A 21240-nucleotide genomic window follows, 5' to 3' on the forward strand; every position below is an offset into this window, starting at 1 on the left:
CCGAAGCTAACATTCGATCCGCTTGGGCACCTGAGAATTCTGGCTATGAGGCGGATAGACGGCGCGACTCAACGTCGCGCAGGTGAATCAGCCGCGGTGTCGAGACTCCACTGCGTTGCGCAGGGTGTCGATCAACGCCTGGATACGGGCGTGCTGCATTTTCATCGAAGCCTTGTTGACGATCAGCCGGGAGCTGATGTCGGCAATGAAATCCTGTGGCTCCAGGCCGTTGGCCCGTAGCGTGTTGCCGGTGTCGACCACGTCGATGATCTTGTCGGCCAGGCCGATCAGCGGTGCCAGTTCCATCGAGCCGTACAGCTTGATGATGTCGACCTGGCGGCCCTGTTCGGCGTAGTAGCGCTTGGCGACGTTAACGAATTTGGTGGCGATGCGCAGGCGGCCCTTGGGCTCGATGGCGCCGACCTTGCCAGCGGTCATCAGCTTGCACCGGGCAATTTTCAGGTCCAGCGGTTCGTACAGGCCCTGGCCGCCATATTCCATCAGCACATCTTTACCGGCGACGCCCAGATCAGCGGCACCATGTTCGACATAAGTCGGCACGTCGGTGGCGCGCACGATCAACAGGCGGACATCTTCCTGGGTCGTGGGAATGATCAGCTTGCGGCTCTTGTCCGGATTCTCGGTCGGCACGATGCCTGCTTCAGCGAGAAGCGGCAGGGTGTCGTCAAGGATGCGGCCCTTGGACAGTGCGATGGTCAACATGGGAAACGTCAGTCCTTATCAAGGTACTCATGCCCGGTCACAAACGGCGCCGGACACAGATCGAGGGTGCAACCACCCTCGACTCGGAACAATTCAACGGGCATGTCCTTATGCCCATGCAGCAGCAACTAGCCCGGAACGCGACGGATCTTGGCGCCCAGCATCTGCAGTTTCTCTTCGATGCACTCGTAACCACGATCTATGTGGTAGATGCGGTCGATCAGGGTATCGCCTTCGGCAATCAGGGCCGAAATCACCAGGCTGGCCGACGCACGCAGGTCGGTGGCCATCACTGGCGCGCCCTTGAGCTTTTCGGTACCGGTGACGATGGCGGTGTTGCCCTCGACCTGGATCTTGGCGCCCATGCGGTGCAGTTCGTAAACGTGCATGAAGCGGTTTTCGAAGATCGTCTCGATCACCGCGCCCGTACCTTCGGCAATGGCGTTGAGCGAAATGAACTGTGCCTGCATGTCGGTCGGGAACGCCGGGTACGGGGCGGTCCGCACGTTGACGGCTTTCGGCCGCTTGCCGTGCATGTTCAGTTCGATCCAGTCATCACCGGTGGTGACCTCGGCGCCGGCTTCACGCAGCTTCTCGAGGACGGCTTCGAGGATGGTCGGATCGGTGTCCTTGACCTTCACACGCCCGCCGGTCACGGCTGCGGCCACCAGGTAGGTGCCGGTTTCGATACGGTCGGGCATGACCTTGAAGGTGGTGGTGTGCAGACGCTCGACACCGTCGATGGTGATGGTGTCGGTGCCAGCGCCGGAAACCTTGGCACCCATGGCGTTCAGGAAGTTCGCCAGGTCGACCACTTCCGGCTCGCGCGCGGCGTTGGCCAGAACACTGCGGCCCTTGGCCAAGGCAGCGGCCATCATGATGTTTTCGGTACCGGTCACACTGACGGTGTCGAAGAAGAAGTGCGCACCGCGCAAGCCGCCCTCAGGCGCCTTGGCCTTGATGTAGCCGCCTTCGACGTCGATCACCGCGCCCATGGCTTCAAGGCCACGGATGTGCAGGTCGACCGGACGCGAACCGATGGCGCAACCGCCAGGCAGCGCGACTTCGGCTTCACCGAAGCGGGCGACCATTGGCCCCAGTACCAGGATCGACGCCCGCATGGTTTTCACCAGCTCGTAAGGCGCGATCAGGGTCTTGATGGTGCGCGGGTCGATTTCGACCGCCAGCTTCTCGTCGATCACCGGTTCAATGCCCATGCGGCCGAACAGCTCGATCATGGTGGTGATGTCGTGCAGGTGCGGCAGGTTGGCAACCGTGACCGGGCCATCGCACAGCAAGGTGGCCGCCAGGATCGGCAGGGCAGAGTTCTTTGCCCCGGAGATGCGGATCTCGCCATCAAGACGAGCGCCACCGGTAATAATCAATTTATCCATAAGAATCTCGACGCCCTTGGGCTCCAGGTGCGCTCGGCCCAAGCCGTGCTGCTGAAAAATTTCATAGTGACCGCATGGATGCTGCCATCGGTGATCCATGGGTTCAAATGGGCATAGACCTGCTGCTGACGCTTCACCGGGCTCAATGCCGCCAGTTCATCGCTGATCACGTTCAACTGGAAATTGCAGCCTTCGCCTTCAACTTCCACTTGCGTGTTCGGCAGCTTTGCTTCAAGGAAGCTCTTAACTTCTACGGCCTGCATGCTCAACCTCAATCGGCGCCCTGTGCGCGCGGGTCGGACATCATACAAAAAAGCCCCGCGCCTGCGAACCCCGCGAAGCAGGACTCTGACGGGGGCTTCCCTGTCGATGCTGTTTAGGGGTGCGCCAACAGCTCGGTCAACTCGCTGACCTGGGCAATTTCGCGCATGTCTTCAGGCATGGCACGGATGGTCAGCGTCTTGCCGACCTCCTGCGCGTCACGCATGAAACACAGTAACAGCGATAAGCCAACACTGCTGGACTTGAGCACCGCCGAGCAATCCACCACCAGCGCAGCGGCCTTGCTCGCCTTGATCAGCGCCTGACCCTGCTTGCGCAGGCCGGGGCCGGTCATGTAGTCCAGCATGCCACTGAGCATCAGCTCGCCGGCTTCGCTCATGCGAATGGCCGATACACTCATTGGGACGACTTCTCGCTGGCCTGCTTGGCTTTGGCGACTTCACCGGCCCAACCGTTGATGGTCTTGTCCAGGTCGTTGCCATTGCGCTGCATCGCGTCGGCGAACTGATCGCGGAACAACTTGCCGATGTTGATGCCGTTGATGATCACGTTACGCAACTTCCACTCGCCGTTGATCTTCTCCAGGGTGTAGGACACGGGGTAGATTGCACCATTGTTGCCTTTGACGGTCATGCCGACGCTGGTACGGTCGCCCGACTCATCCTTGGCCGGATCGACGGTGATGCCCTGGTTGTTGTACTCGAGCAGGGCATTGCCATAGAACTGGAACAGGCCCCGCTTGAAGTTCTCTTCGAAGGTCTTCATTTGCGCAGGCGTGGCCTTGCGCGAGTACTTGACCGTCATGATGCTTCTGGAGATGCCCTCGGCATCCACCACCGGGCCGACGATTTCGTTCAGCGCCTTATAAAAGCCGTTCGGGTCCTGCTTGTACTGTTCCTTATTGGCCGACAGGTCTGCCAGCAACCGGTTCGTGGTGTCCTCGACCAGATCATGCGCGGAAGGCGCCGCCACGGCGTTAGCCATCAACGGCACGGCCGCGAGCAGTACAAACAGGCCACGTCGCAAGGTAGAGATCATTCAAAAGCTCCTCATTTGGCGTCTTTGCTAACGGTATTGAGCAGGAATTTACCGATCAGGTCCTCGAGCACCAGTGACGACTGGGTGTCATGAATGGTGCCGCCCTCCTTGAGCAGAGTCTCCTCGCCACCCACGCTGATGCCGATGTATTTCTCGCCCAACAGGCCAGCAGTCAGAATAGATGCAGTGGAATCAGTCGGCAGATTATCCACACGCTTTTCCAACTGCATCGTCACCCGCCCAGTGAAACTGTCGCGGTCCAGATCGATCGCCGTGACCTTACCGATGGTCACACCGGCCATGGTCACTTTAGCTCTGACCGTCAAACCGGCGATATTGTCGAAATAGGCGTAAAGTTTATAAGTCTCGGTGCTCGGGCTCGGGGACAGGCCACTGACCCGCAGTGCCAGCAGCAGCAAAGCCAGGATGCCAGCCAGCAGGAAAAGGCCGACACCGATTTCCAGGGTGCGGTTTTGCATCAGAAATCTCCAAACATCAAGGCGGTCAGAATAAAGTCCAGGCCGAGTACAGCCAACGAGGCATACACAACGGTCTTGGTAGTGGCACGACTGATCCCCTCGGAAGTGGGCTCGCAGTCATAGCCTTGGAATACGGCAATCCAGGTCACGACGAAGGCAAAGACGACACTTTTGATAATGCCGTTGAGCACATCATCGGTGAACGTCACGCTGTTTTGCATGTTGGACCAATAGGACCCTTCATACACACCCAGCCAGTCGACGGCTACCCACGAACCACCCCAGATCCCCACCACGCTGAAAATCATCGCCAGCACAGGCAGGGAAATGAAACCGGCCCACAAGCGCGGGGCAATGATGTACTTGAGCGGGTCGACACCGATCATTTCCAGGCTGGACAACTGCTCGGTGGATTTCATGTTGCCGATTTCCGCCGTCAGGGCCGAACCGGCACGTCCGGCGAAGAGCAACGCGGTGACCACCGGCCCCAGTTCGCGCAGCAGCGTCAGGGCGACCATCTGCCCGACCGCCTGCTCCGAGCCGTAGCTGGACAGGATATTGAACCCTTGCAGCGCCAGCACCATGCCGATGAACACCCCGGAGACCACAATGATCACCAGGGACATCACGCCCACCGAATGCAGTTGCTTGACCAGAAGCCCGAAACCACCGCCAATGCCGCCGCGCCCCAACAGAGCGTGGAACAGGAAAATGGTCGAACGACCGAACGCGGCCAGCACGTCGATGCCGGCGTGGCCGAAGCGGCGTATGCGTTCCAACAGTGAAGTCTTGCGCATCAACGCTTCCCCAGAAGATCTGCGCGGTAGTCCGTCGCTGGAAAGTGATATGCAACCGGGCCGTCGGGCTCCCCGGTCATGAATTGGCGAATGCGCGGTTCCTGGGAGTTCATCAACTCTTGCGGCGTACCCTGCCCCAGCACCTTGCCCTCGCCGACCACATATATGTAGTCCGCGATGCTTGCGGTCTCGGCCAGGTCGTGGGAAACCACGATGCTGGTGATGCCCAGGGCATCGTTGAGCAGACGGATCAGACGCACCAGTACGCCCATGGCGATCGGGTCCTGGCCAACGAAGGGCTCGTCATACATGAGGATCTGCGGGTCCAGGGCAATCGCCCGAGCCAGGGCGACACGACGCTTCATGCCGCCGGACAACTCCTCGGGCATCAGGTCGATGGCGCCACGCAGGCCGACGGCCTGCAACTTGAGCAACACGATGTCGCGGATCATTTCCTCGGGAAGTTCGGTATGAACCCGTAGCGGAAAAGCGACGTTCTCGAACACATCGAGATCGGTGAACAGCGCGCCACTCTGAAACAGCACACCCATGTGCTTGCGTGCATCGAACAGATCACTGCGCGACAACTTGGGCAGATTCTGACCGTTGACCCAGACTTCGCCCTTGGACGGACGCAACTGGGCGCCCATCAAACGCAACAGCGTGGTCTTGCCACACCCGGAAGGCCCCATGATGCCGGTGACCTTGCCGCGCGGAATACGGATATCGACGTTATTGAAAATGCTGCGCGCACCGCGCTTGAAGGTCACTCCCTTCAGCTCGACCGCGTAGGCGTTATCGGCACTCATCTAAACTCCTTGCGATGCAGCCTCTCCCTCGGACGCCTGACTTTCTGGCGAAAGCACATACGTGCGGGCGGACCGAACTGGCGGCGAACTATATCACTGCAAAGGTCGAGCGCCCAAGGGTCAAGCCGGCCATGTTTAATCGATGATGGATAAATGACGTCAATTACACGCATTGCGTAACAAGGAATGACAAAGCGTGACGAACTTGCGTGAGGGTTTTGATCATTACCGCTATAATCGCCGCCTTTTCATCGGGCTAAACGATTTCAGACATGAGCCAATCCAGCGACCTGATTCAATCAGCACAACGCACCATCCGCCTCGAACTGGAAGCCGTGCAAGGCTTGCTACCCCATATCGACGCTGATTTCGTACGCGCTTGCGAGATGATTCTGGCCAGCAAGGGCCGCGTGGTCGTGGTCGGCATGGGCAAATCCGGGCACATCGGCAACAAGATCGCCGCCACCCTGGCCAGCACCGGCACCACGGCTTTCTTCGTCCACCCGGCCGAAGCCAGCCACGGCGACATGGGCATGATCACCCGCGACGACATCATCCTGGCCCTGTCGAACTCCGGCTCCACCAATGAAATCGTCACCCTGCTGCCATTGATCAAGCGCCTGGGCATCCAATTGATCAGCATGACCGGCAATCCCGCTTCACCGCTGGCCAAGGCCGCCGAAGTCAATCTCAACGTGCACGTCGAACACGAAGCCTGCCCGCTGAACCTGGCACCGACGTCCTCGACCACCGCGGCGCTGGTGATGGGCGATGCCCTGGCGGTCGCACTGCTCGAAGCCCGCGGCTTCACCGCCGAAGATTTTGCGTTCTCCCATCCGGGCGGCGCACTGGGCCGACGCCTGCTGCTTAAAGTGGAACATGTCATGCACGCGGGCGAGGAACTGCCCAAGGTCCAGCGGGGCACGCTGCTCAAGGACGCCTTGATGGAAATGACTCGCAAGGGCCTGGGCATGACAGTCATCCTCGAGGCCGATGGCAAGCTGGCCGGGATTTTCACTGACGGCGACTTGCGCCGCTCCCTGGACCGCGCCATCGACGTTCACCACACCGCCATCGATGCGATCATGACCGTCCACGGCAAGACCGCCCGCGCGGAAATGCTCGCGGCCGAAGCCTTGAAAATCATGGAAGACAACAAAATCAGCGCACTGGTCGTGGTTGACGGTAACGATCGTCCGGTCGGCGCCCTGAACATGCACGACTTGCTGCGCGCAGGAGTAATGTAATGAGTGCGGACCTGCTGCAACGCGGTAAACAGATCAAACTGGCGGTATTCGATGTCGACGGCGTCCTGACCGATGGGCGCCTGTACTTCCTTGAAGATGGCGGCGAATTCAAGTCGTTCAGCACACTCGACGGCCAGGGCATCAAGATGCTGATGGCCGCTGGCGTGCAAACAGCGATCATCAGCGGCCGCAAGAGCCCGGTGGTCGAGCGCCGGGCGATGAACCTGGGCATTCCCCATGTTTATCAAGGTCGCGAAGACAAACTGGTCGTGCTGGACGGGCTGCTGGCCCAGCTCAACCTGAGCTACGAGCAAGTCGCCTACCTGGGCGACGACCTGCCGGACCTGCCGGTGATTCGTCGCGTCGGCCTGGGCATCGCGGTGGCCAATGCCGCCAGTTTTGTCCGTGAACACGCTCACGGCGTTACCCTGGCCCGTGGTGGCCACGGTGCCGCTCGCGAGTTCTGCGAACTGATCCTGCGCGCCCAGGGCCGCCTCGATGCGGCTAACGCCGCGTACCTGTGAGCCAATTATGCTGAGCAAGAAATTTCGCAACATAGTGATATTCGCCTGCATCGCAGCCATCTTCGCTGCGGTCGGCTACTGGAACATCAGCCCGGAACGCTTCCTCGACAAGCCGGTGGCCAAATCCGAAGACAGTCCCATCGACTGGTATGCGACCAACACGCACACCCTGCAATACCTCGAAGACGGGCGCGTGCAGTACGAAATGACGTCCGACAAGGCCGAGCACGTCAAAGCCACCGACGTCACACTGGTCACCAAGCCGGACCTGAACATGTACCGTGGCACCGATTTTCCATGGCACGTGACCAGCGATCGCGGTGAAGTGAACCCAGGCGGTACCGAGGTCGAACTGATCGACAACGTACGCGTCAAGCGCACTGACGAAAAGAAACGCGACACCCTGATCACTTCCACCCGCATGACAGTGTTCCCACAGCAGCAATATGCGCAGACCCAGCAACCCGTTAGAATCGACGGCGCTGGCGGCGTATCGACTGGCGTAGGAATGAAAGCGTATCTGAAGGACAGCAGGATTCACCTGCTATCGAACGTAAGAGGACAGTATGAGGCTCGTTAAAACCCTCCCTATTTTGCTCGGTCTGAGCGCAGCACTGGGAAGCGTGAGCGCCTGGTCTCTGCCGAACGATCAGCAGCAGCCTATCCGCATCCAGGCCGACGACGCCCAACTGGACGACAAGAACGGCGTGGCCACCTATACGGGCGACGTGGTCATCACCCAGGGCTCGATGAAGGTCACCGGCAACAAGGTCACCATGACCCGGGCGCCCAACGGTGACATCGACGTGGTGACCTCGGTGGGCAACCTCGCCTACTTCGAGCAACTGCAAACGGCGGGCGACACCAAACCGGTGCAGGGCTACGGCGTCACCATCCAGTACCACGCCACGCAGGACCGCGTCGTGCTGATCGACCGCGCCAAGGTCATCGACAAGGACGGCAACGTGACCCAGGGCGAGAAAATCGTCTATGACACCAACAAGAAACTTGCCAGTGCCGGCCGCGCCACGGGTACCAACGTGACAGAGTCGCGTCCGCGTATCGACATGGTGATCCAGCCTAAAAAGAAAACCGAAGAGCAAAAGGCCCCGTAAATGGCAACTCTGAAAGCTCAGCATCTGGCCAAGAGCTACAAGAGCCGCCAGGTCGTGCGCGACGTCAGCCTGTCCATCGACAGCGGTCAGATCGTCGGCCTGCTTGGCCCTAACGGCGCCGGCAAGACCACCTGCTTCTACATGATCGTTGGCTTGGTCCAGGCCGATCAGGGCCGCGTCCTGATCGATGACCTCGACGTCAGCCACCAGCCGATGCACGGCCGCGCAAAAGCCGGTATCGGCTATCTGCCGCAGGAAGCGTCGATCTTTCGCAAGCTCTCGGTCGCCGACAACATCATGGCGATCCTCGAGACCCGCAAGGAACTCGACAAGGCCGGCCGTCGCAAGGAATTGGAAAGCCTGTTGCAGGAATTCCACATCAGCCACATCCGCGACAACCTCGGTATGAGCCTGTCCGGTGGTGAACGCCGCCGCGTGGAAATTGCTCGCGCCCTGGCGACCAGCCCGAAATTCATCCTGCTCGACGAACCTTTCGCCGGCGTGGACCCGATCTCGGTCGGTGACATCAAGCAGATCATCCATCACCTCAAGGCCAAAGGCATTGGCGTGCTGATCACCGACCACAACGTCCGTGAGACCCTGGATATCTGCGAAACCGCCTACATCGTCAACGATGGCCAACTGATTGCCGAAGGTGACGCTGAAACCATCCTGGCCAACGACCTGGTCAAGGAAGTGTACCTGGGCCACGAGTTCCGCCTTTAAGCGTCGAGGTCCCTGGCTGATCTACCGAGCGCTTGTATCAATAAAAAATCAAGGCTTTTTTATTGTTACAGCGCTCTAGGCAAACGCTGCTGTTTCAGGCATATAATTTGCTTATGTTTGGCGCTTCGGCGCCCTGTAGTGGATGGCGCATGTGCGCCGGAAAAAGGTGTTAAGCCCCTGCCATGAAACCATCGCTAGTCTTGAGAATGGGCCAGCAGCTGACGATGACACCGCAGCTGCAACAGGCCATCCGCCTGCTCCAATTGTCGACCCTGGACCTGCAACAGGAAATCCAGGAGGCCTTGGAGTCCAATCCGATGCTCGAACGCCAGGAGGAAGGCGACGACTTCGACAACACCGACCCGATGGCCGACAACGTCGAACAGAAGCCCACCCCCGACACTCAGGAAACCTCCTACCAGGAAAGCGCGCCGACGGTCGACAACCTCGAAGAAGGCGACTGGAACGAGCGTATCCCCAACGAACTGCCCGTCGACACCGCCTGGGAAGACGTCTATCAGACCAGTGCCAGCAGCCTGCCCAGCAGCGATGACGACGAGTGGGATTTCACCACCCGCACATCGGCCGGCGAAAGCCTGCAAAGTCACCTGCTGTGGCAGTTGAACCTGGCACCGATGTCCGATACCGATCGTTTGATCGCCGTGACCCTGATCGATTGCATCAACAATCAGGGCTACCTGGACGAAACGCTCGAGGAGATCCTCGAAGCCTTCGATCCGGAACTGGACATCGAACTGGACGAAATCGAAGCCGTCCTGCACCGCATCCAGCAATTCGAACCTGCCGGCATCGCCGCCCGAAACCTGGGTGAGTGCCTGCTGCTGCAACTGCGCCAGCTCCCCGCCAAGACACCCTGGCTGGCAGAGGCCAAGCGTCTGGTCACCGACTACATCGACCTGCTCGGCGGCCGCGACTACAGCCAGCTGATGCGCCGCATGAAGCTCAAGGAAGACGAACTGCGCCAGGTGATCGAGCTGGTGCAAAGCCTGAACCCGCGCCCGGGCTCGCAAATCGAGTCCACCGAAGCCGAATACGTCGTCCCCGACGTCATCGTACGCAAGGACAACGAGCGCTGGCTGGTGGAGCTGAACCAGGAATCGGTGCCACGCCTGCGGGTCAACGCCCAGTACGCCGGTTTCGTGCGCCGCGCCGACACCAGTGCCGACAACACCTTCATGCGCAATCAGTTGCAGGAAGCGCGCTGGTTCATCAAGAGCCTGCAGAGCCGAAACGAAACACTGATGAAAGTAGCCACCCAGATCGTCGAGCATCAGCGCGGTTTTCTGGAGTACGGCGACGAAGCGATGAAACCGCTGGTGTTGCATGACATCGCCGAAGCGGTGGGCATGCACGAATCGACGATATCCCGCGTGACGACGCAAAAGTTCATGCATACCCCGCGGGGTATTTATGAGCTGAAATACTTTTTCTCCAGCCATGTCAGCACCTCCGAAGGCGGTGAATGCTCGTCCACGGCGATCCGCGCGATCATCAAAAAACTGGTAGCGGCGGAAAATCAGAAAAAGCCGTTGAGTGACAGCAAGATCGCTGGTTTACTGGAGGCACAAGGCATTCAGGTGGCTCGCCGCACCGTCGCCAAGTACCGTGAATCCCTCGGGATCGCGCCTTCGAGCGAACGCAAGCGGTTGATGTAGGGCCACGCCACAGCGTTCCAGTGGCAAACATTTGTTTGCCGCTTTATGCACTGGCAACGAAGGAGAAGCTGTATGCAAGTCAACATCAGTGGACACCAACTGGAAGTGACCGAACCTCTTCGCACCTACATCGGCGAAAAACTCGATCGGCTGGAGCGACACTTCGACAAGATCACCAATGTCCAGGTCACGATGACCGTCGAAAAGCTCAAACAGAAAATCGAAGCCACCTTGCATATTCCTGGCGGTGAAGTGGTCGCCAACGCGGAACATACCGATATGTACGCGGCCATCGACGCACTGACCGACAAGCTGGATAAACAACTCAAAAAGCATAAGGAAAAGACCCAGAGCCTCCTCCAGGGCGCAACCGGTCGTTAACACTCCCTACCCATGATCCGACTTGAAAGCATACTGACCCCCGGCCGTTCCCTCGTGAACGTGCCGGGCGGCAGCAAAAAGAAAGCCCTTGAGCAAATTGCCAACCTGATCGCACGGGAAGTCCCCGATCTGGAGATGCAAGATGTCTTCGAGGCACTGATCGCCCGTGAAAAACTCGGCTCGACCGGTTTTGGCAACGGCATCGCCATTCCGCACTGCCGGCTCAAGGGTTGCACCTCGCCCGTCAGCGCCTTGATGCACCTGGATGCACCCATCGATTTCGACGCCATCGACGGCGCGCCGGTAGACCTGTTGTTTGTGCTGCTGGTCCCGGAAGCTGCTACCGATGCGCACCTTGAGTTGCTCCGCCAGATCGCCAGCATGCTCGATCGCAAGGAAGTCCGTGATCGCCTGCGCAGCGCCGCGAGCAATGAAGCCTTGTATCAGGTTGTCCTGGACGAGCAAAACGGGCACTAATCATGCGCTTGATCATCGTCAGTGGCCGCTCCGGCTCAGGTAAAAGTACCGCGCTCGATGTGCTCGAAGACAACGGCTACTACTGCATCGACAACCTGCCCGCCGGGCTGCTGCCGGAACTGGCTGAACGCGCGCTGATCCACACCGAACTGACGCAACCGCTGGTGGCCGTCTCCATTGACGCGCGTAACCTGCCAAGCCACTTGAGCCGTTTCCCGGAACTGCTCGAAGAAGTCCGCAGCCGGCATATCCAGGTGGATGTGCTGTATCTGGATGCCGACGAAGAGACGCTGCTCAAACGTTTTTCGGAAACCCGTCGCCGTCACCCACTGAGCAGCGCCAATCGCTCACTGGCCGAGGCGATCACCGATGAGACAGCACTGCTCGGGCCGATTGCCGACCTCGCTGACCTCAAGGTCAATACCACCAGTCTTAACCTGTATCAGTTGCGCGATACCATCAAGCTGCGCCTGCTGAACCAGCCAGAACCCGGCACGGCGTTCCTCGTGGAGTCATTCGGATTCAAGCGCGGTATGCCGGTAGATGCCGACCTGGTATTCGACGTACGCTGCCTGCCCAACCCTTATTGGAAGCCTGAATTGCGCGAGCAATCCGGGCTCGATCAGCCGGTAGCCGAATACCTGGCCGCCCAGCCGGACGTCGAGGAGATGTACCAGGACATTTCCACGTACCTGCTCAAATGGTTGCCCCGCTTCGCCGCCAGCAACCGCGCCTACGTCACCATTGCCATTGGTTGCACAGGCGGACATCATCGGTCCGTCTACCTGACTGAACGTCTGGGCCAGGTCCTGCAAAAAACTCTGAAGAACGTCCAGGTCCGCCACCGCGACCTCAGCTAAAGGATTCACATCGCGATGCCTGCTCTGGAAATTGAAATCATCAACAAGCTGGGCCTGCATGCCCGCGCTTCCGCCAAGTTCGTCGGCGTGGCAGGCCAGTTTCCTTGCCAGATCAGGGCCGGACGTACACCGACGTCCATGGTCGACGGAAAAAGCATCATGGCCATGATGATGCTCGCCGCGGGCAAGGGCACCAAAATCCACCTGAGCACCGAAGGCGAACAGGAACAGGAAGCGCTCGATGCGCTGGTGGCGTTGATCAACAACTATTTCGACGAAGGCGAGTAACGAGCAACCTGTAGCAACGGGCCTGTGCCGCTGCTACACCCTCCCCGCTAAGCCAGCGCTGTATCCATCACCATCATCAGACAGAACCCGACCAGCAGGCCAAGGCTCGCCAACTTGTCGTGACCATGGCGGCGCGACTCCGGGATGACTTCATGGGTGACCACCAACAGCATGGCCCCAGCAGCCAACGCCAGGCCCAACGGCAAGATCAACTCGGCCAGGCTGACCAGCCAGGCGCACAACAGGGCAAAGACCGGTTCGACCAATCCGGACGCCGCGCCGATCAGGAATGCCTTCACTCGCGACATGCCCGCCCCTGCCAATACCAACGCGATGACCAACCCTTCTGGCACATCTTGCAAAGCGATACCCATGGCCAGGCTGTCGGCGTCGGGCATGCCGCCCCCCGCAGAAACGCCCACAGCCATGCCTTCGGGAATGTTGTGAGCGACGATGGCAAACACGAACAACCAGATCCGTGGCGGGATGACCGGTCGCTGCGGTGTACCAACGAGCATTTCCGGTGACGCACCGGAGACTTTCCGATCCACCAGGAACAACCCGAACGCGCCCAGCAGGATGCCAAAACTGATCAGCCCGCTGGCCGCCCAAGGGGTCAGCCCGAGGTTCTCGGCCGCAGAGATACCCGGAGCGATCAGCGAAAATGCTGTTGCCGCAAGCATCACACCGGCACCAAAGCCGAGCAGCGTGTCACTGAGCGCCTGGGGCATGCGCCGGATCACCAACACCGGCACTGCACCCAATGCCGTGCCCAGCGCGCAGATCGCACCGCCCTGTAACGCGCGCAACAGTTTCGGCTCAAGCCCCAACCACGTGAGGCCCTGGGCAACCAGCAAGCTCATGCCCGCCAGGAGTAAAAGCGACCCCAACGCATAGCGAAACATCCGCCCACTTCCGGTCGCCAGTGTTTCAGTGCCCATAATCAGCCCTGGATTGTTGTTATAGGAGCCTTAAACCAGTGCAGCCTGATAGCGCGCAGCGACTTCTGGCCAATTGATCACGTTGTAAAAAGCGTTGATGTATTCAGGCCGACGGTTCTGGTATTGCAGGTAATAGGCGTGTTCCCAGACGTCCAGACCGAGTATCGGCGTATTGCCACTCATCAATGGACTGTCCTGGTTGCCACTGCTTTCCACTATCAGGGTCTTTTGCGGGGTCACGCTCAGCCAGGCCCAGCCACTGCCGAAGCGGGTCAGCGCCGCCTTGGTGAAGGCTTCCTTGAAGCGATCGAGGCCGCCCAATTGCTCGTCGATCGCCTTGGCCAACTCGCCATCCGGCTGGCCGCCGCCGTTGGGCACCATGACTTCCCAGAACAATGAATGGTTGGCATGGCCGCCGCCCTGGTTGATGACGGCGGCGCGCAGGTTTTCCGGCAGTTGCTGCACGGCTGCCACGAGTTTCTCCACCGGCCATTCAGCGAACTCGGTGCCCTCGACGGCAGCGTTGAGGTTGTTGATGTAGGTTTGATGATGCTTGGTGTAGTGGATTTCCATGGTTTGCGCATCGATGTGAGGCTCCAGGGCATCGTACGCGTACGGCAAGGCGGGCAAGCTAAAGGCCATTTCAATGAACTCCGTGATGAAGGGGGTGGACGGCGACGCGGCGTCCATGTGCAGCAGGCGATGGGTACGGGGATACTCGCCGTGTTCGCTGATGAAATTCAGCAGCTCGACGTAGGTTTTGCTGCTCTGGCGCAACGCTGCTTCACGCAGCGCCGGCGAAAGGCGCGGGTCCTGTAGGGTCTTGAGCAACCGTTGGTGGATGGCGCACAGGTACTCGGCACTCTCCTCCGGCTGGTTCAGACTCAGGTGCAGGTCCGCCAGGTTGTGATGGGAAATCACGCAGGCCGCCACCGCCTCATCGGCATCCGGCCACCGCTCGAACAGCACCTGCGCCAGTGCGAGTGCTTGCAGGTAGGCCTCGCGGGCATCCACCAGTTCGCCCTGCATGAAACAGCGGTTTGCCCTTTCGATTGTGCGTTTCCAGTGTTCCATGATGAGCCTCCAAAGCGATGGCAGTGGTTACACGCCGCCTGCGGTGAGTTTTTCCGGATTGAGCAGTTCTTCCAGTTGGCCGCGTTTCAGGTCGGTGTGCTCCAGGGCGACATCGATCACCGGACGACCTTGCTGGTAAGCCTTCTTGGCAATTTCAGCGGCTTTTTGGTAACCGATGATCGGGTTGAGCGCGGTCACCAGGATCGGGTTGCGCGACAACGCCTCCTTGAGACGGGCGTCGTTGACCTTGAAGCTGGCGATGGCCTTTTCACCCAGCAGATGGCTGGAGTTGGCCAGTAACTCGATGCTGCTCAGCAGGTTCTGGGCGATGATTGGCAGCATCACGTTCAGTTCGAAATTACCGGACTGACCGGCAATCGCGATGACCGTATCGTTGCCGATCACTTGCGCAGCGACCATCGCGGTGGCCTCCGGGATGACCGGGTTAACCTTGCCCGGCATGATCGACGACCCCGGCTGCAAGGCCTCAAGTTCGATTTCACCCAGACCCGCCAGCGGACCGGAGTTCATCCAGCGCAGATCGTTGGCGATCTTCATCAACGACACAGCAGTGGTTTTCAGTTGCCCCGAAACGGCCACGGCGGTGTCCTGGGAGCCGATCAGGGCGAACAGGTTGGTGCCCGGCTGGAATTGCACCTGGGTCAGCTTGCTCAGTTGCTGGCTGAACCGAGCGGCGAACTGCGGGTGTGCGTTGATTCCGGTCCCGACCGCCGTGCCGCCCTGCGCCAGCGATTGCAGGCTCGGCAGCAGGCCTTGCAGATGAGCGATATTGGCTTTGAGTTGTTGCGCCCAGCCGTTGAGCACCTGGCTCATACGTACCGGCATCGCGTCCGTCAAATGGGTGCGGCCGGTTTTGACGTGGTGATGAACCTCCTGCGCCTTGTGCTCGATCACCTGCACCAGGCGCGTCAACGCCGGCAGCAGTTGCTCATGCAAGGCCAGCGCCGCGCTGACGTGGATGGTAGTCGGGATAATGTCGTTGCTGCTCTGGCCGCAATTGACGTGGTCGTTGGGGTTCACCGACTCGCCGAGCCGGCGGCTGGCGAGGGTCGCGATCACTTCGTTGGCGTTCATGTTGGAGCTGGTGCCGGACCCGGTCTGGAAGATGTCCACCGGGAAGTGCTGCATGAAATCGCCCTTGAGCAGTTCCAGTGCGACTTCGACGATGGCACTGCCCTGGGCTTCGCTGATCTGCTCGAGTTCGATGTTGGCACGAGCGGCGGCGGCCTTGGCCAGGATCAACGCACGGATGAACTGCGTCGGCATCGGCTTGCCGCTGATCGGGAAGTTATCCACAGCACGCTGGGTCTGTGCGCCGTAAAGTGCGTCCACCGGGACCTGCAGCTCGCCCATGCTGTCGCGCTCAATACGAGTCTTGTTCATCAGAAAATCCTTGCACCAGTTCTATGAGGGGAATCGAGGGTTGCAACTCGCAGGTCGCCAGTTGCCAGGTGTAGCTCTGCCAGCGCTTGAGGCGGCACTTGCACAGCGACAGGCGTTCGAGATCGCGCAGTGGGCGCCACGCCTGATCCAGGCAGAACGTGCGCCAGTGCCAAGGCAGCGCAACATCGGCGGCGGTGTCGAGCAGCAGACGGAAAGTGGTTTCGGCGATGGTCCAGGGTGAAGTGGCCGTGCAACACGCCAGGTAGCGCCCTTCGGCCAGGTAATGTTCAATCAGGCGGGGCTCGTCAGGGTCCAGCGCACACCGAATCTGGCGACTCATCCAGCGCCAGCTGTCGAGGTACGGATGCTCGTGCAAGGCAGAACTCATGATACTGGGCTCATTCGATAATGAGATTTATTATTAGATGATAATGAGAACCGAAACAAGCCTGCACAGATGTATGTCATTTCTTTGTGGGAGGTGTCCGGCCAACAAAAAAGGCGCGCCACCCAATGGGTGGCGCGCCTTTGTCATGCGATGAGCGGTTTTAGCTACCCGCCACCGTCATCCGCTCGATCAGCACCGAGCCGGTGCGGATGTTGCTGCGCAGTTCCAGATCGTTACCCACTGCGACAATCTGTTTGAACATGTCGCGCATGTTGCCGGCGATGGTGACTTCCTGGACCGCGAACTGGATTTCGCCGTTTTCCACCCAGTAGCCTGCGGCGCCCCGCGAGTAATCGCCGGTGACCATGTTCAGGCCATGGCCCATCAGTTCGGTCACCAGCAGCCCACGGCCCATGCGCCGCAGCAAGGCCGCCTGGTCTTCGTCGCCATGGGTGACGAACAGGTTGTGCACGCCACCCGCGTTGGCGGTACTCGGCATGCCCAGCTTGCGACCGGAATAAGTGCCGAGGATGTAGGACACCAGCTCACCCTTTTCGACGAACGGCTTGGCGTAAGTGGCCAGACCATCACCGTCGAACGAGGCACTGCCCAAGGCACGGGCCAGATGCGGTCGCTCATCGATGGTCAGCCACTCGGGGAACAGCTTCTGCCCGAGAGAGCCTTCCAGGAACGAGGATTTACGGTAAAGGCTGCCACCGGAAATCGCCGAAAGAAAACTGCCGAACAAGCCACCGGCCAGCTCGGCGGAAAACAGCACCGGCACTTCACAGGTCGGCACCGGACGCGCGCCCAAACGGCTTACCGCCCGTTGCGCCGCACGCTGGCCAATGCTCACCGGATCGGCGAGCAAATTGCCCAGGCGATTCACGTCATACCAATAATCGCGCTGCATCTGGCCATCGGCCTCGGCAATCATGACGCAGCTCAGGCTATGGCGCGTCGACGCATAACCACCGATGAAGCCATGGCTGTTGCCGTAGACACGGCAGCCCTGATGGGTGCTCAGCGTGGTGCCGTCAGCGTTCTTGATCCGTGGGTCGGCGTCAAAGGCGGCCGCCTCGCAGATCAAGGCCTTCTCGATGGCCTGCTCCGGCGTGATGTCCCATTGGTGGAAAAGATCAAAATCCTGCAGATCCCTGGCCATCAATGCGGCATCGGCCAGCCCGGACGCTTCGTCTTCGGAAGTGTGTTTGGCGATGGCCAGTGCCGCGGCGACGGTTTCGCGAATGGCTTGTGGCCCACTGGCCGAGGTGCTGGCCGAGCCTTTGCGCTGGCCCACATACAGCGTGATGCCAAAACCCTGGTCGCGGTTGAACTCGACCGTTTCGACTTCGCGTTGGCGTACCGAAGTCGACAGGCCCTGCTCCAGTGACACCGCCACTTCGCAGGCACTGGCGCCCTGGCGCTTGGCTTCGGCGATGATCTGCTCGACTTGCTCCTGCAGTGCCGGCAATGCTTGGGGGCCGACGCTTTCAACTGCACTCATGCTGTTCTCCACTCAAATTCTGCTGTCGGTGTAGGCCTTCGAGCGACCGGGCCGGACAAGCGGCCCCCGACTGGTTATCATGGCGGCGTTTTCTTGCGGACGGCCACCATGGTTGATTCTTACGACGACTCCCTCGATACGGGAGAAAAAAGCAAATCCCAGGTCAAACGCGAGCTGCATGCTCTGGTTGACCTCGGCGAGCGCCTTACAACACTCAAGCCTGACTTGCTGGCAAAACTGCCCCTGACCGACGCCTTGCGCCGGGCCCTGGCGGATGCGCCCAAGCACGTTGCGCACATCGCGCGTAAACGGCACCTGCAGTTCATCGGCAAACTGATGCGCGATCAGGACACTGACGCGATTCTGGTACTGCTCGATCAACTCGATGCCTCCACTCGCCAATACAATGAACGTTTCCATAACCTGGAACGCTGGCGCGATCGCCTGATTGCCGGTGACGATGCCGTACTGGAAAAATTCGTTTCCGAATACCCGGACGCCGATCGCCAGCAGCTACGTTCCCTGATCCGCCAGGCCCAGCACGAGGTGGCGCAAAACAAGCCTCCTGCGTCGAGCCGTAAAATCTTCAAATACATCCGTGAGCTGGACGAGACCCAACGCGGCCTGCGCTGAGTGTCCGAGCGGGTGAGTTGCCAAGGCAACTCACCTGCAGCTCCACGCCCTACGCGCCCGTGCCACCCACGGTGATCGCGTCGATTTTCAACGTTGGCTGGCCGACACCTACCGGCACCGACTGCCCATCCTTGCCGCACGTGCCCACGCCGCTGTCCAGCGACAGGTCGTTGCCGACCATCGACACCTTGCTCATCGCTTCCGGGCCGTTGCCAATCAAGGTCGCGCCCTTGACCGGCGCAGTAATCTTGCCGTCCTCGATCAGGTAGGCCTCGCTGGTGGAGAACACGAACTTGCCACTGGTGATATCGACCTGGCCACCGCCGAGGTTGGCGCAGTAGATACCGCGTTTCACCGAGGCGATGATTTCCGCCGGATCGCTTTCGCCCGCCAGCATGTAGGTGTTGGTCATGCGCGGCATCGGCAGGTGCGCGTAAGACTCGCGACGACCGTTGCCGGTGCGCGCCACGCCCATCAGGCGAGCGTTGAGCTTGTCCTGCATGTAACCCTTGAGCACGCCATTTTCGATCAGCGTGGTGCACTCGGTGGGCGTACCTTCGTCATCGACGCTCAGCGACCCGCGACGACCGGCCAGCGTGCCGTCATCGACGATGGTGCAGAGTTTCGACGCAACCATTTCACCCATGCGACCGCTGTAGGCAGAGCTGCCCTTGCGGTTGAAATCGCCTTCCAGGCCGTGGCCCACCGCCTCGTGCAGCAGCACGCCGGACCACCCCGAACCCAGCACCACCGGCAATGTACCGGCCGGCGCTGGAATGGCCTCCAGATTGACCAATGCCTGACGCAACGCTTCACGGGCATACCCCATGGCGCGGTCTTCGGCGAGGAAATAACGGTAGTCGGTACGACCGCCGCCACCATGCCCACCGCGCTCGCGACGACCGTTCTGCTCAACGATCACGCTGACATTGAAACGCACCAGCGGACGCACATCCGCTGCCAGGCTGCCGTCGGTGGCGGCTACCAGGATGCGCTCCCAGACCCCGGCCATGCTCACGGTCACTTGCTGGATACGGGGGTCGAGGGCGCGGGTCGCAACGTCGATGCGCTTGAGCAACTCGACTTTTTCGGCACGGCTCAGCACTTCCAGAGGATTGTCCGGCGCGTATAACTGCGCGACATCCTGCGCAGTGAATGCCTGCACCGTGCCGTTCTGACCGGCGCGGGAGATGGAACGGGCGGCGCGGGACGCCGCGCCCAACGCTTCCAGGGTGATGGCGTTGCTGTAGGCGAAACCGGTTTTTTCACCCGATTGCGCGCGCACGCCCACGCCTTGATCAAGGTTGAAGCTGCCTTCCTTGACGATCCCGTCTTCCAGCGCCCACGACTCGGAAATTTGCCCCTGGAAATACAGGTCGGCAGCATCGATGCCCGGGCCGGCCAGGTCGCCGAGCACACCTTGCAGGCTCTCGAGGGTGACGCCACCGGGCGCCAGAAGGTGTTCACTGACTGAGGACAACAACTCGCTCATATGCTTTACGCCTTAAATTCATCGTTCTGAGGCAGGTCGCCGGGCGCCCTGCGAGAAAAAGCGCCGGTGATTGGACACCGGCATCCGCGCCCTGATGGACGCCTGTTCGCTGCTATCGCGTTCAGCCAGCAGCACGGCTTCGCCTTGATCCTGTTGTGCCAGTATCCGGCCCCATGGGTCGACAATCGCCGCATGCCCCCAGGTTTCTCGCGGCCCGGGGTGCGTTCCCCCCTGGGCAGCCGCGAGCACATAACATTGTGTTTCGATGGCCCGGGCACGAATCAGTACTTCCCAATGCGCCGCCCCCGTGACGGCGGTAAAGGCCGACGGGGCGGTGATCAACTCGGCACCGGCGGCACGCAATTCACTGTACAGCTCGGGGAAGCGCAGGTCGTAACACACTGTCAGGCCCAACCGGCCGACGGGCGTATCCGCCACCACGACACCACTTCCAAAAGCATAGTCATCGGATTCACGATAACGCCCACGATTATCCGCCACATCCACATCGAACAGGTGCAGCTTGTCGTAGCGGGCCACTATTTCGCCCTGATCGTCGACCAGCAACGAGCAGGCGTGCACTTTGGCCGTCGGTTGATCCGCCGGCGGCAACGGCAATGTGCCAGCCACTATCCATAACTTGAGGTCGCGGGCGGTCTGTTTCAACCAGGGCAGGATAGGACCTTCACCCAGCGCTTCGGCCCGGCCGATTTCGGCAATATCACGACGCCCCATGGCAGCGAAGTTTTCCGGCAGCACGGCCAGCTTCGCGCCCTGGGCAGCGGCCCGCTCGAGCAGGCGACGGGCCTGTACCAGGTTGGCCAGCACATCGCTCTGGCTGACCATTTGAATCACCGCTAGGGACATGGGCTATTCCTTGGGACCTGTAGGAGCGAGCTTGCTCGCGATGGATTCACAGACACAGAGGGCGTCAGGTGTATAGCGTTATCGTTGACGGCCATCGCGAGCAAGCTCGCTCCTACAG

General features: G+C 60.3%; 26 protein-coding genes and 1 pseudogene. 11 read left to right on the forward strand and 16 right to left on the reverse strand.

What is annotated here, in order from left to right:
- Positions 1–87: 87 nt before the first annotated feature.
- From hisG to AB4N33_RS17685, 8 genes are all read right to left on the reverse strand, one after another.
- On the reverse strand, positions 88–723 hold the full coding sequence (gene hisG, locus AB4N33_RS17650) for an ATP phosphoribosyltransferase (RefSeq protein WP_460118076.1): 636 nt from the start codon (positions 721–723) through the stop codon (positions 88–90).
- A gap of 128 nt (positions 724–851) precedes the next feature.
- A complete protein-coding gene (gene murA / locus AB4N33_RS17655; RefSeq protein ID WP_460118079.1) occupies positions 852–2117 on the reverse strand; it encodes a UDP-N-acetylglucosamine 1-carboxyvinyltransferase in 1266 nt (421 codons plus the stop codon).
- Positions 2105–2380, reverse strand: a complete 276-nt coding sequence (locus AB4N33_RS17660; RefSeq protein WP_476457885.1) for a BolA family protein — start codon at positions 2378–2380, stop codon at positions 2105–2107. Before AB4N33_RS17660 ends, murA begins: the two co-directional genes overlap by 13 nt.
- A 113-nt stretch (positions 2381–2493) precedes the next feature.
- Positions 2494–2799: an STAS domain-containing protein gene (locus AB4N33_RS17665; protein ID WP_460118085.1), complete on the reverse strand. Its 306-nt coding sequence runs from the start codon at positions 2797–2799 to the stop codon at positions 2494–2496.
- On the reverse strand, positions 2796–3437 hold the full coding sequence (locus AB4N33_RS17670) for an MlaC/ttg2D family ABC transporter substrate-binding protein (protein WP_476457886.1): 642 nt from the start codon (positions 3435–3437) through the stop codon (positions 2796–2798). The genes AB4N33_RS17665 and AB4N33_RS17670 overlap by 4 nt, the downstream gene beginning before the upstream one ends.
- 11 nt (positions 3438–3448) lie before the next feature.
- Positions 3449–3916: an outer membrane lipid asymmetry maintenance protein MlaD gene (gene mlaD, locus AB4N33_RS17675; RefSeq protein ID WP_460118089.1), complete on the reverse strand. Its 468-nt coding sequence runs from the start codon at positions 3914–3916 to the stop codon at positions 3449–3451.
- Positions 3916–4713, reverse strand: a complete 798-nt coding sequence (mlaE, locus tag AB4N33_RS17680) for a lipid asymmetry maintenance ABC transporter permease subunit MlaE (RefSeq protein WP_460118091.1) — start codon at positions 4711–4713, stop codon at positions 3916–3918. The genes mlaD and mlaE overlap by 1 nt, the downstream gene beginning before the upstream one ends.
- Complete coding sequence (locus tag AB4N33_RS17685) at positions 4713–5522, reverse strand: ATP-binding cassette domain-containing protein (protein WP_460118093.1); 810 nt, start codon at positions 5520–5522, stop codon at positions 4713–4715. The genes mlaE and AB4N33_RS17685 overlap by 1 nt, the downstream gene beginning before the upstream one ends.
- Positions 5523–5794: 272 nt before the next feature.
- Here AB4N33_RS17685 and AB4N33_RS17690 point away from each other — a divergent pair, with 272 nt between their 5' ends.
- From AB4N33_RS17690 to AB4N33_RS17735, 10 genes are all read left to right on the forward strand, one after another.
- The gene (locus AB4N33_RS17690) at positions 5795–6769 is read left to right on the forward strand and encodes a KpsF/GutQ family sugar-phosphate isomerase (RefSeq protein ID WP_476457887.1); all 975 of its coding nucleotides are present in this window, start codon (positions 5795–5797) and stop codon (positions 6767–6769) included.
- Positions 6769–7293 carry a KdsC family phosphatase gene (locus AB4N33_RS17695; RefSeq protein ID WP_460118097.1) on the forward strand — a complete coding sequence of 175 codons (525 nt, stop codon included), beginning with the start codon at positions 6769–6771 and terminating at the stop codon, positions 7291–7293. The genes AB4N33_RS17690 and AB4N33_RS17695 overlap by 1 nt, the downstream gene beginning before the upstream one ends.
- 7 nt (positions 7294–7300) lie before the next feature.
- Positions 7301–7873: an LPS export ABC transporter periplasmic protein LptC gene (lptC, locus tag AB4N33_RS17700; RefSeq protein ID WP_460118099.1), complete on the forward strand. Its 573-nt coding sequence runs from the start codon at positions 7301–7303 to the stop codon at positions 7871–7873.
- Positions 7860–8408 carry a lipopolysaccharide transport periplasmic protein LptA gene (gene lptA / locus AB4N33_RS17705; RefSeq protein WP_460118101.1) on the forward strand — a complete coding sequence of 183 codons (549 nt, stop codon included), beginning with the start codon at positions 7860–7862 and terminating at the stop codon, positions 8406–8408. The genes lptC and lptA overlap by 14 nt, the downstream gene beginning before the upstream one ends.
- Entirely contained in the window at positions 8409–9134 is a 726-nt protein-coding gene (gene lptB, locus AB4N33_RS17710) for an LPS export ABC transporter ATP-binding protein (protein ID WP_460118103.1), read from the forward strand.
- Positions 9135–9316: 182 nt separating this feature from the next.
- Positions 9317–10810, forward strand: a complete 1494-nt coding sequence (locus AB4N33_RS17715) for an RNA polymerase factor sigma-54 (protein ID WP_460118106.1) — start codon at positions 9317–9319, stop codon at positions 10808–10810.
- Positions 10811–10882: 72 nt separating this feature from the next.
- Complete coding sequence (gene hpf / locus AB4N33_RS17720; protein ID WP_368557050.1) at positions 10883–11191, forward strand: ribosome hibernation-promoting factor, HPF/YfiA family; 309 nt, start codon at positions 10883–10885, stop codon at positions 11189–11191.
- A gap of 12 nt (positions 11192–11203) precedes the next feature.
- Positions 11204–11668: a PTS IIA-like nitrogen regulatory protein PtsN gene (gene ptsN, locus AB4N33_RS17725; RefSeq protein ID WP_460118108.1), complete on the forward strand. Its 465-nt coding sequence runs from the start codon at positions 11204–11206 to the stop codon at positions 11666–11668.
- Positions 11669–11670: 2 nt separating this feature from the next.
- On the forward strand, positions 11671–12528 hold the full coding sequence (gene rapZ / locus AB4N33_RS17730; RefSeq protein WP_460118110.1) for an RNase adapter RapZ: 858 nt from the start codon (positions 11671–11673) through the stop codon (positions 12526–12528).
- A gap of 15 nt (positions 12529–12543) precedes the next feature.
- Positions 12544–12816, forward strand: a complete 273-nt coding sequence (locus AB4N33_RS17735) for an HPr family phosphocarrier protein (RefSeq protein ID WP_192309666.1) — start codon at positions 12544–12546, stop codon at positions 12814–12816.
- Between the two features lie 47 nt (positions 12817–12863).
- Here AB4N33_RS17735 and AB4N33_RS17740 read toward each other — a convergent pair whose 3' ends face one another.
- The 6 genes and pseudogenes from AB4N33_RS17740 to pmbA all read right to left on the reverse strand — a co-directional run bounded on the left by AB4N33_RS17740 (position 12864) and on the right by pmbA (position 18130).
- Entirely contained in the window at positions 12864–13757 is an 894-nt protein-coding gene (locus tag AB4N33_RS17740; protein ID WP_460118112.1) for a ZIP family metal transporter, read from the reverse strand.
- A 30-nt stretch (positions 13758–13787) separates the two neighbouring features.
- Positions 13788–14399 carry a superoxide dismutase gene (locus AB4N33_RS17745; RefSeq protein WP_460118114.1) on the reverse strand — a complete coding sequence of 204 codons (612 nt, stop codon included), beginning with the start codon at positions 14397–14399 and terminating at the stop codon, positions 13788–13790.
- A gap of 1 nt (position 14400) precedes the next feature.
- A pseudogene (locus AB4N33_RS17750) lies at positions 14401–14831 on the reverse strand (hypothetical protein).
- 27 nt (positions 14832–14858) lie between these two features.
- On the reverse strand, positions 14859–16235 hold the full coding sequence (locus AB4N33_RS17755) for a class II fumarate hydratase (protein ID WP_476457888.1): 1377 nt from the start codon (positions 16233–16235) through the stop codon (positions 14859–14861).
- Positions 16216–16623 (reverse strand): FagA protein, encoded by a 408-nt coding sequence (locus AB4N33_RS17760; protein ID WP_476457889.1) that lies wholly within the window; start codon positions 16621–16623, stop codon positions 16216–16218. The genes AB4N33_RS17755 and AB4N33_RS17760 overlap by 20 nt, the downstream gene beginning before the upstream one ends.
- Before the next feature lie 160 nt (positions 16624–16783).
- Complete coding sequence (gene pmbA / locus AB4N33_RS17765) at positions 16784–18130, reverse strand: metalloprotease PmbA (protein WP_476457890.1); 1347 nt, start codon at positions 18128–18130, stop codon at positions 16784–16786.
- Between the two features lie 108 nt (positions 18131–18238).
- Between pmbA and yjgA the strand changes: the two genes are divergently transcribed.
- Positions 18239–18763 (forward strand): ribosome biogenesis factor YjgA, encoded by a 525-nt coding sequence (gene yjgA / locus AB4N33_RS17770; RefSeq protein ID WP_192309650.1) that lies wholly within the window; start codon positions 18239–18241, stop codon positions 18761–18763.
- A 49-nt stretch (positions 18764–18812) separates the two neighbouring features.
- Here the strand turns inward: yjgA and tldD are convergent, their stop codons facing one another.
- Together tldD and AB4N33_RS17780 are read right to left on the reverse strand one after the other, a co-directional pair.
- A complete protein-coding gene (gene tldD / locus AB4N33_RS17775) occupies positions 18813–20255 on the reverse strand; it encodes a metalloprotease TldD (RefSeq protein ID WP_460118122.1) in 1443 nt (480 codons plus the stop codon).
- 18 nt (positions 20256–20273) lie between these two features.
- The gene (locus AB4N33_RS17780) at positions 20274–21122 is read right to left on the reverse strand and encodes a carbon-nitrogen hydrolase family protein (RefSeq protein WP_460118124.1); all 849 of its coding nucleotides are present in this window, start codon (positions 21120–21122) and stop codon (positions 20274–20276) included.
- Positions 21123–21240 lie beyond the last annotated feature (118 nt).

This window comes from Pseudomonas sp. S1_E05 (assembly GCF_056337105.1).

Excerpts from the sequence above, each read along its gene's own strand:
- AB4N33_RS17690 (WP_476457887.1), top strand. The coding sequence starts at position 5,795 with ATGAGCCAATCCAGCGACCTGATTCAATCAGCACAACGCACCATCCGC.
- AB4N33_RS17780 (WP_460118124.1), bottom strand. The coding sequence starts at position 21,122 with ATGTCCCTAGCGGTGATTCAAATGGTCAGCCAGAGCGATGTGCTGGCC.
- AB4N33_RS17760 (WP_476457889.1), bottom strand. The coding sequence starts at position 16,623 with ATGAGTTCTGCCTTGCACGAGCATCCGTACCTCGACAGCTGGCGCTGG.
- pmbA (WP_476457890.1), bottom strand. The coding sequence starts at position 18,130 with ATGAGTGCAGTTGAAAGCGTCGGCCCCCAAGCATTGCCGGCACTGCAG.
- hpf (WP_368557050.1), top strand. The coding sequence starts at position 10,883 with ATGCAAGTCAACATCAGTGGACACCAACTGGAAGTGACCGAACCTCTT.
- lptB (WP_460118103.1), top strand. The coding sequence starts at position 8,409 with ATGGCAACTCTGAAAGCTCAGCATCTGGCCAAGAGCTACAAGAGCCGC.
- AB4N33_RS17740 (WP_460118112.1), bottom strand. The coding sequence starts at position 13,757 with ATGGGCACTGAAACACTGGCGACCGGAAGTGGGCGGATGTTTCGCTAT.
- AB4N33_RS17755 (WP_476457888.1), bottom strand. The coding sequence starts at position 16,235 with ATGAACAAGACTCGTATTGAGCGCGACAGCATGGGCGAGCTGCAGGTC.
- mlaD (WP_460118089.1), bottom strand. The coding sequence starts at position 3,916 with ATGCAAAACCGCACCCTGGAAATCGGTGTCGGCCTTTTCCTGCTGGCT.
- ptsN (WP_460118108.1), top strand. The coding sequence starts at position 11,204 with ATGATCCGACTTGAAAGCATACTGACCCCCGGCCGTTCCCTCGTGAAC.
- AB4N33_RS17735 (WP_192309666.1), top strand. The coding sequence starts at position 12,544 with ATGCCTGCTCTGGAAATTGAAATCATCAACAAGCTGGGCCTGCATGCC.
- AB4N33_RS17715 (WP_460118106.1), top strand. The coding sequence starts at position 9,317 with ATGAAACCATCGCTAGTCTTGAGAATGGGCCAGCAGCTGACGATGACA.
- hisG (WP_460118076.1), bottom strand. The coding sequence starts at position 723 with ATGTTGACCATCGCACTGTCCAAGGGCCGCATCCTTGACGACACCCTG.
- AB4N33_RS17665 (WP_460118085.1), bottom strand. The coding sequence starts at position 2,799 with ATGAGTGTATCGGCCATTCGCATGAGCGAAGCCGGCGAGCTGATGCTC.
- AB4N33_RS17670 (WP_476457886.1), bottom strand. The coding sequence starts at position 3,437 with ATGATCTCTACCTTGCGACGTGGCCTGTTTGTACTGCTCGCGGCCGTG.
- mlaE (WP_460118091.1), bottom strand. The coding sequence starts at position 4,713 with ATGCGCAAGACTTCACTGTTGGAACGCATACGCCGCTTCGGCCACGCC.
- tldD (WP_460118122.1), bottom strand. The coding sequence starts at position 20,255 with ATGAGCGAGTTGTTGTCCTCAGTCAGTGAACACCTTCTGGCGCCCGGT.
- AB4N33_RS17660 (WP_476457885.1), bottom strand. The coding sequence starts at position 2,380 with ATGCAGGCCGTAGAAGTTAAGAGCTTCCTTGAAGCAAAGCTGCCGAAC.
- AB4N33_RS17695 (WP_460118097.1), top strand. The coding sequence starts at position 6,769 with ATGAGTGCGGACCTGCTGCAACGCGGTAAACAGATCAAACTGGCGGTA.
- lptC (WP_460118099.1), top strand. The coding sequence starts at position 7,301 with ATGCTGAGCAAGAAATTTCGCAACATAGTGATATTCGCCTGCATCGCA.
- rapZ (WP_460118110.1), top strand. The coding sequence starts at position 11,671 with ATGCGCTTGATCATCGTCAGTGGCCGCTCCGGCTCAGGTAAAAGTACC.
- AB4N33_RS17745 (WP_460118114.1), bottom strand. The coding sequence starts at position 14,399 with ATGGCCTTTAGCTTGCCCGCCTTGCCGTACGCGTACGATGCCCTGGAG.
- AB4N33_RS17685 (WP_460118093.1), bottom strand. The coding sequence starts at position 5,522 with ATGAGTGCCGATAACGCCTACGCGGTCGAGCTGAAGGGAGTGACCTTC.
- murA (WP_460118079.1), bottom strand. The coding sequence starts at position 2,117 with ATGGATAAATTGATTATTACCGGTGGCGCTCGTCTTGATGGCGAGATC.
- lptA (WP_460118101.1), top strand. The coding sequence starts at position 7,860 with ATGAGGCTCGTTAAAACCCTCCCTATTTTGCTCGGTCTGAGCGCAGCA.
- yjgA (WP_192309650.1), top strand. The coding sequence starts at position 18,239 with ATGGTTGATTCTTACGACGACTCCCTCGATACGGGAGAAAAAAGCAAA.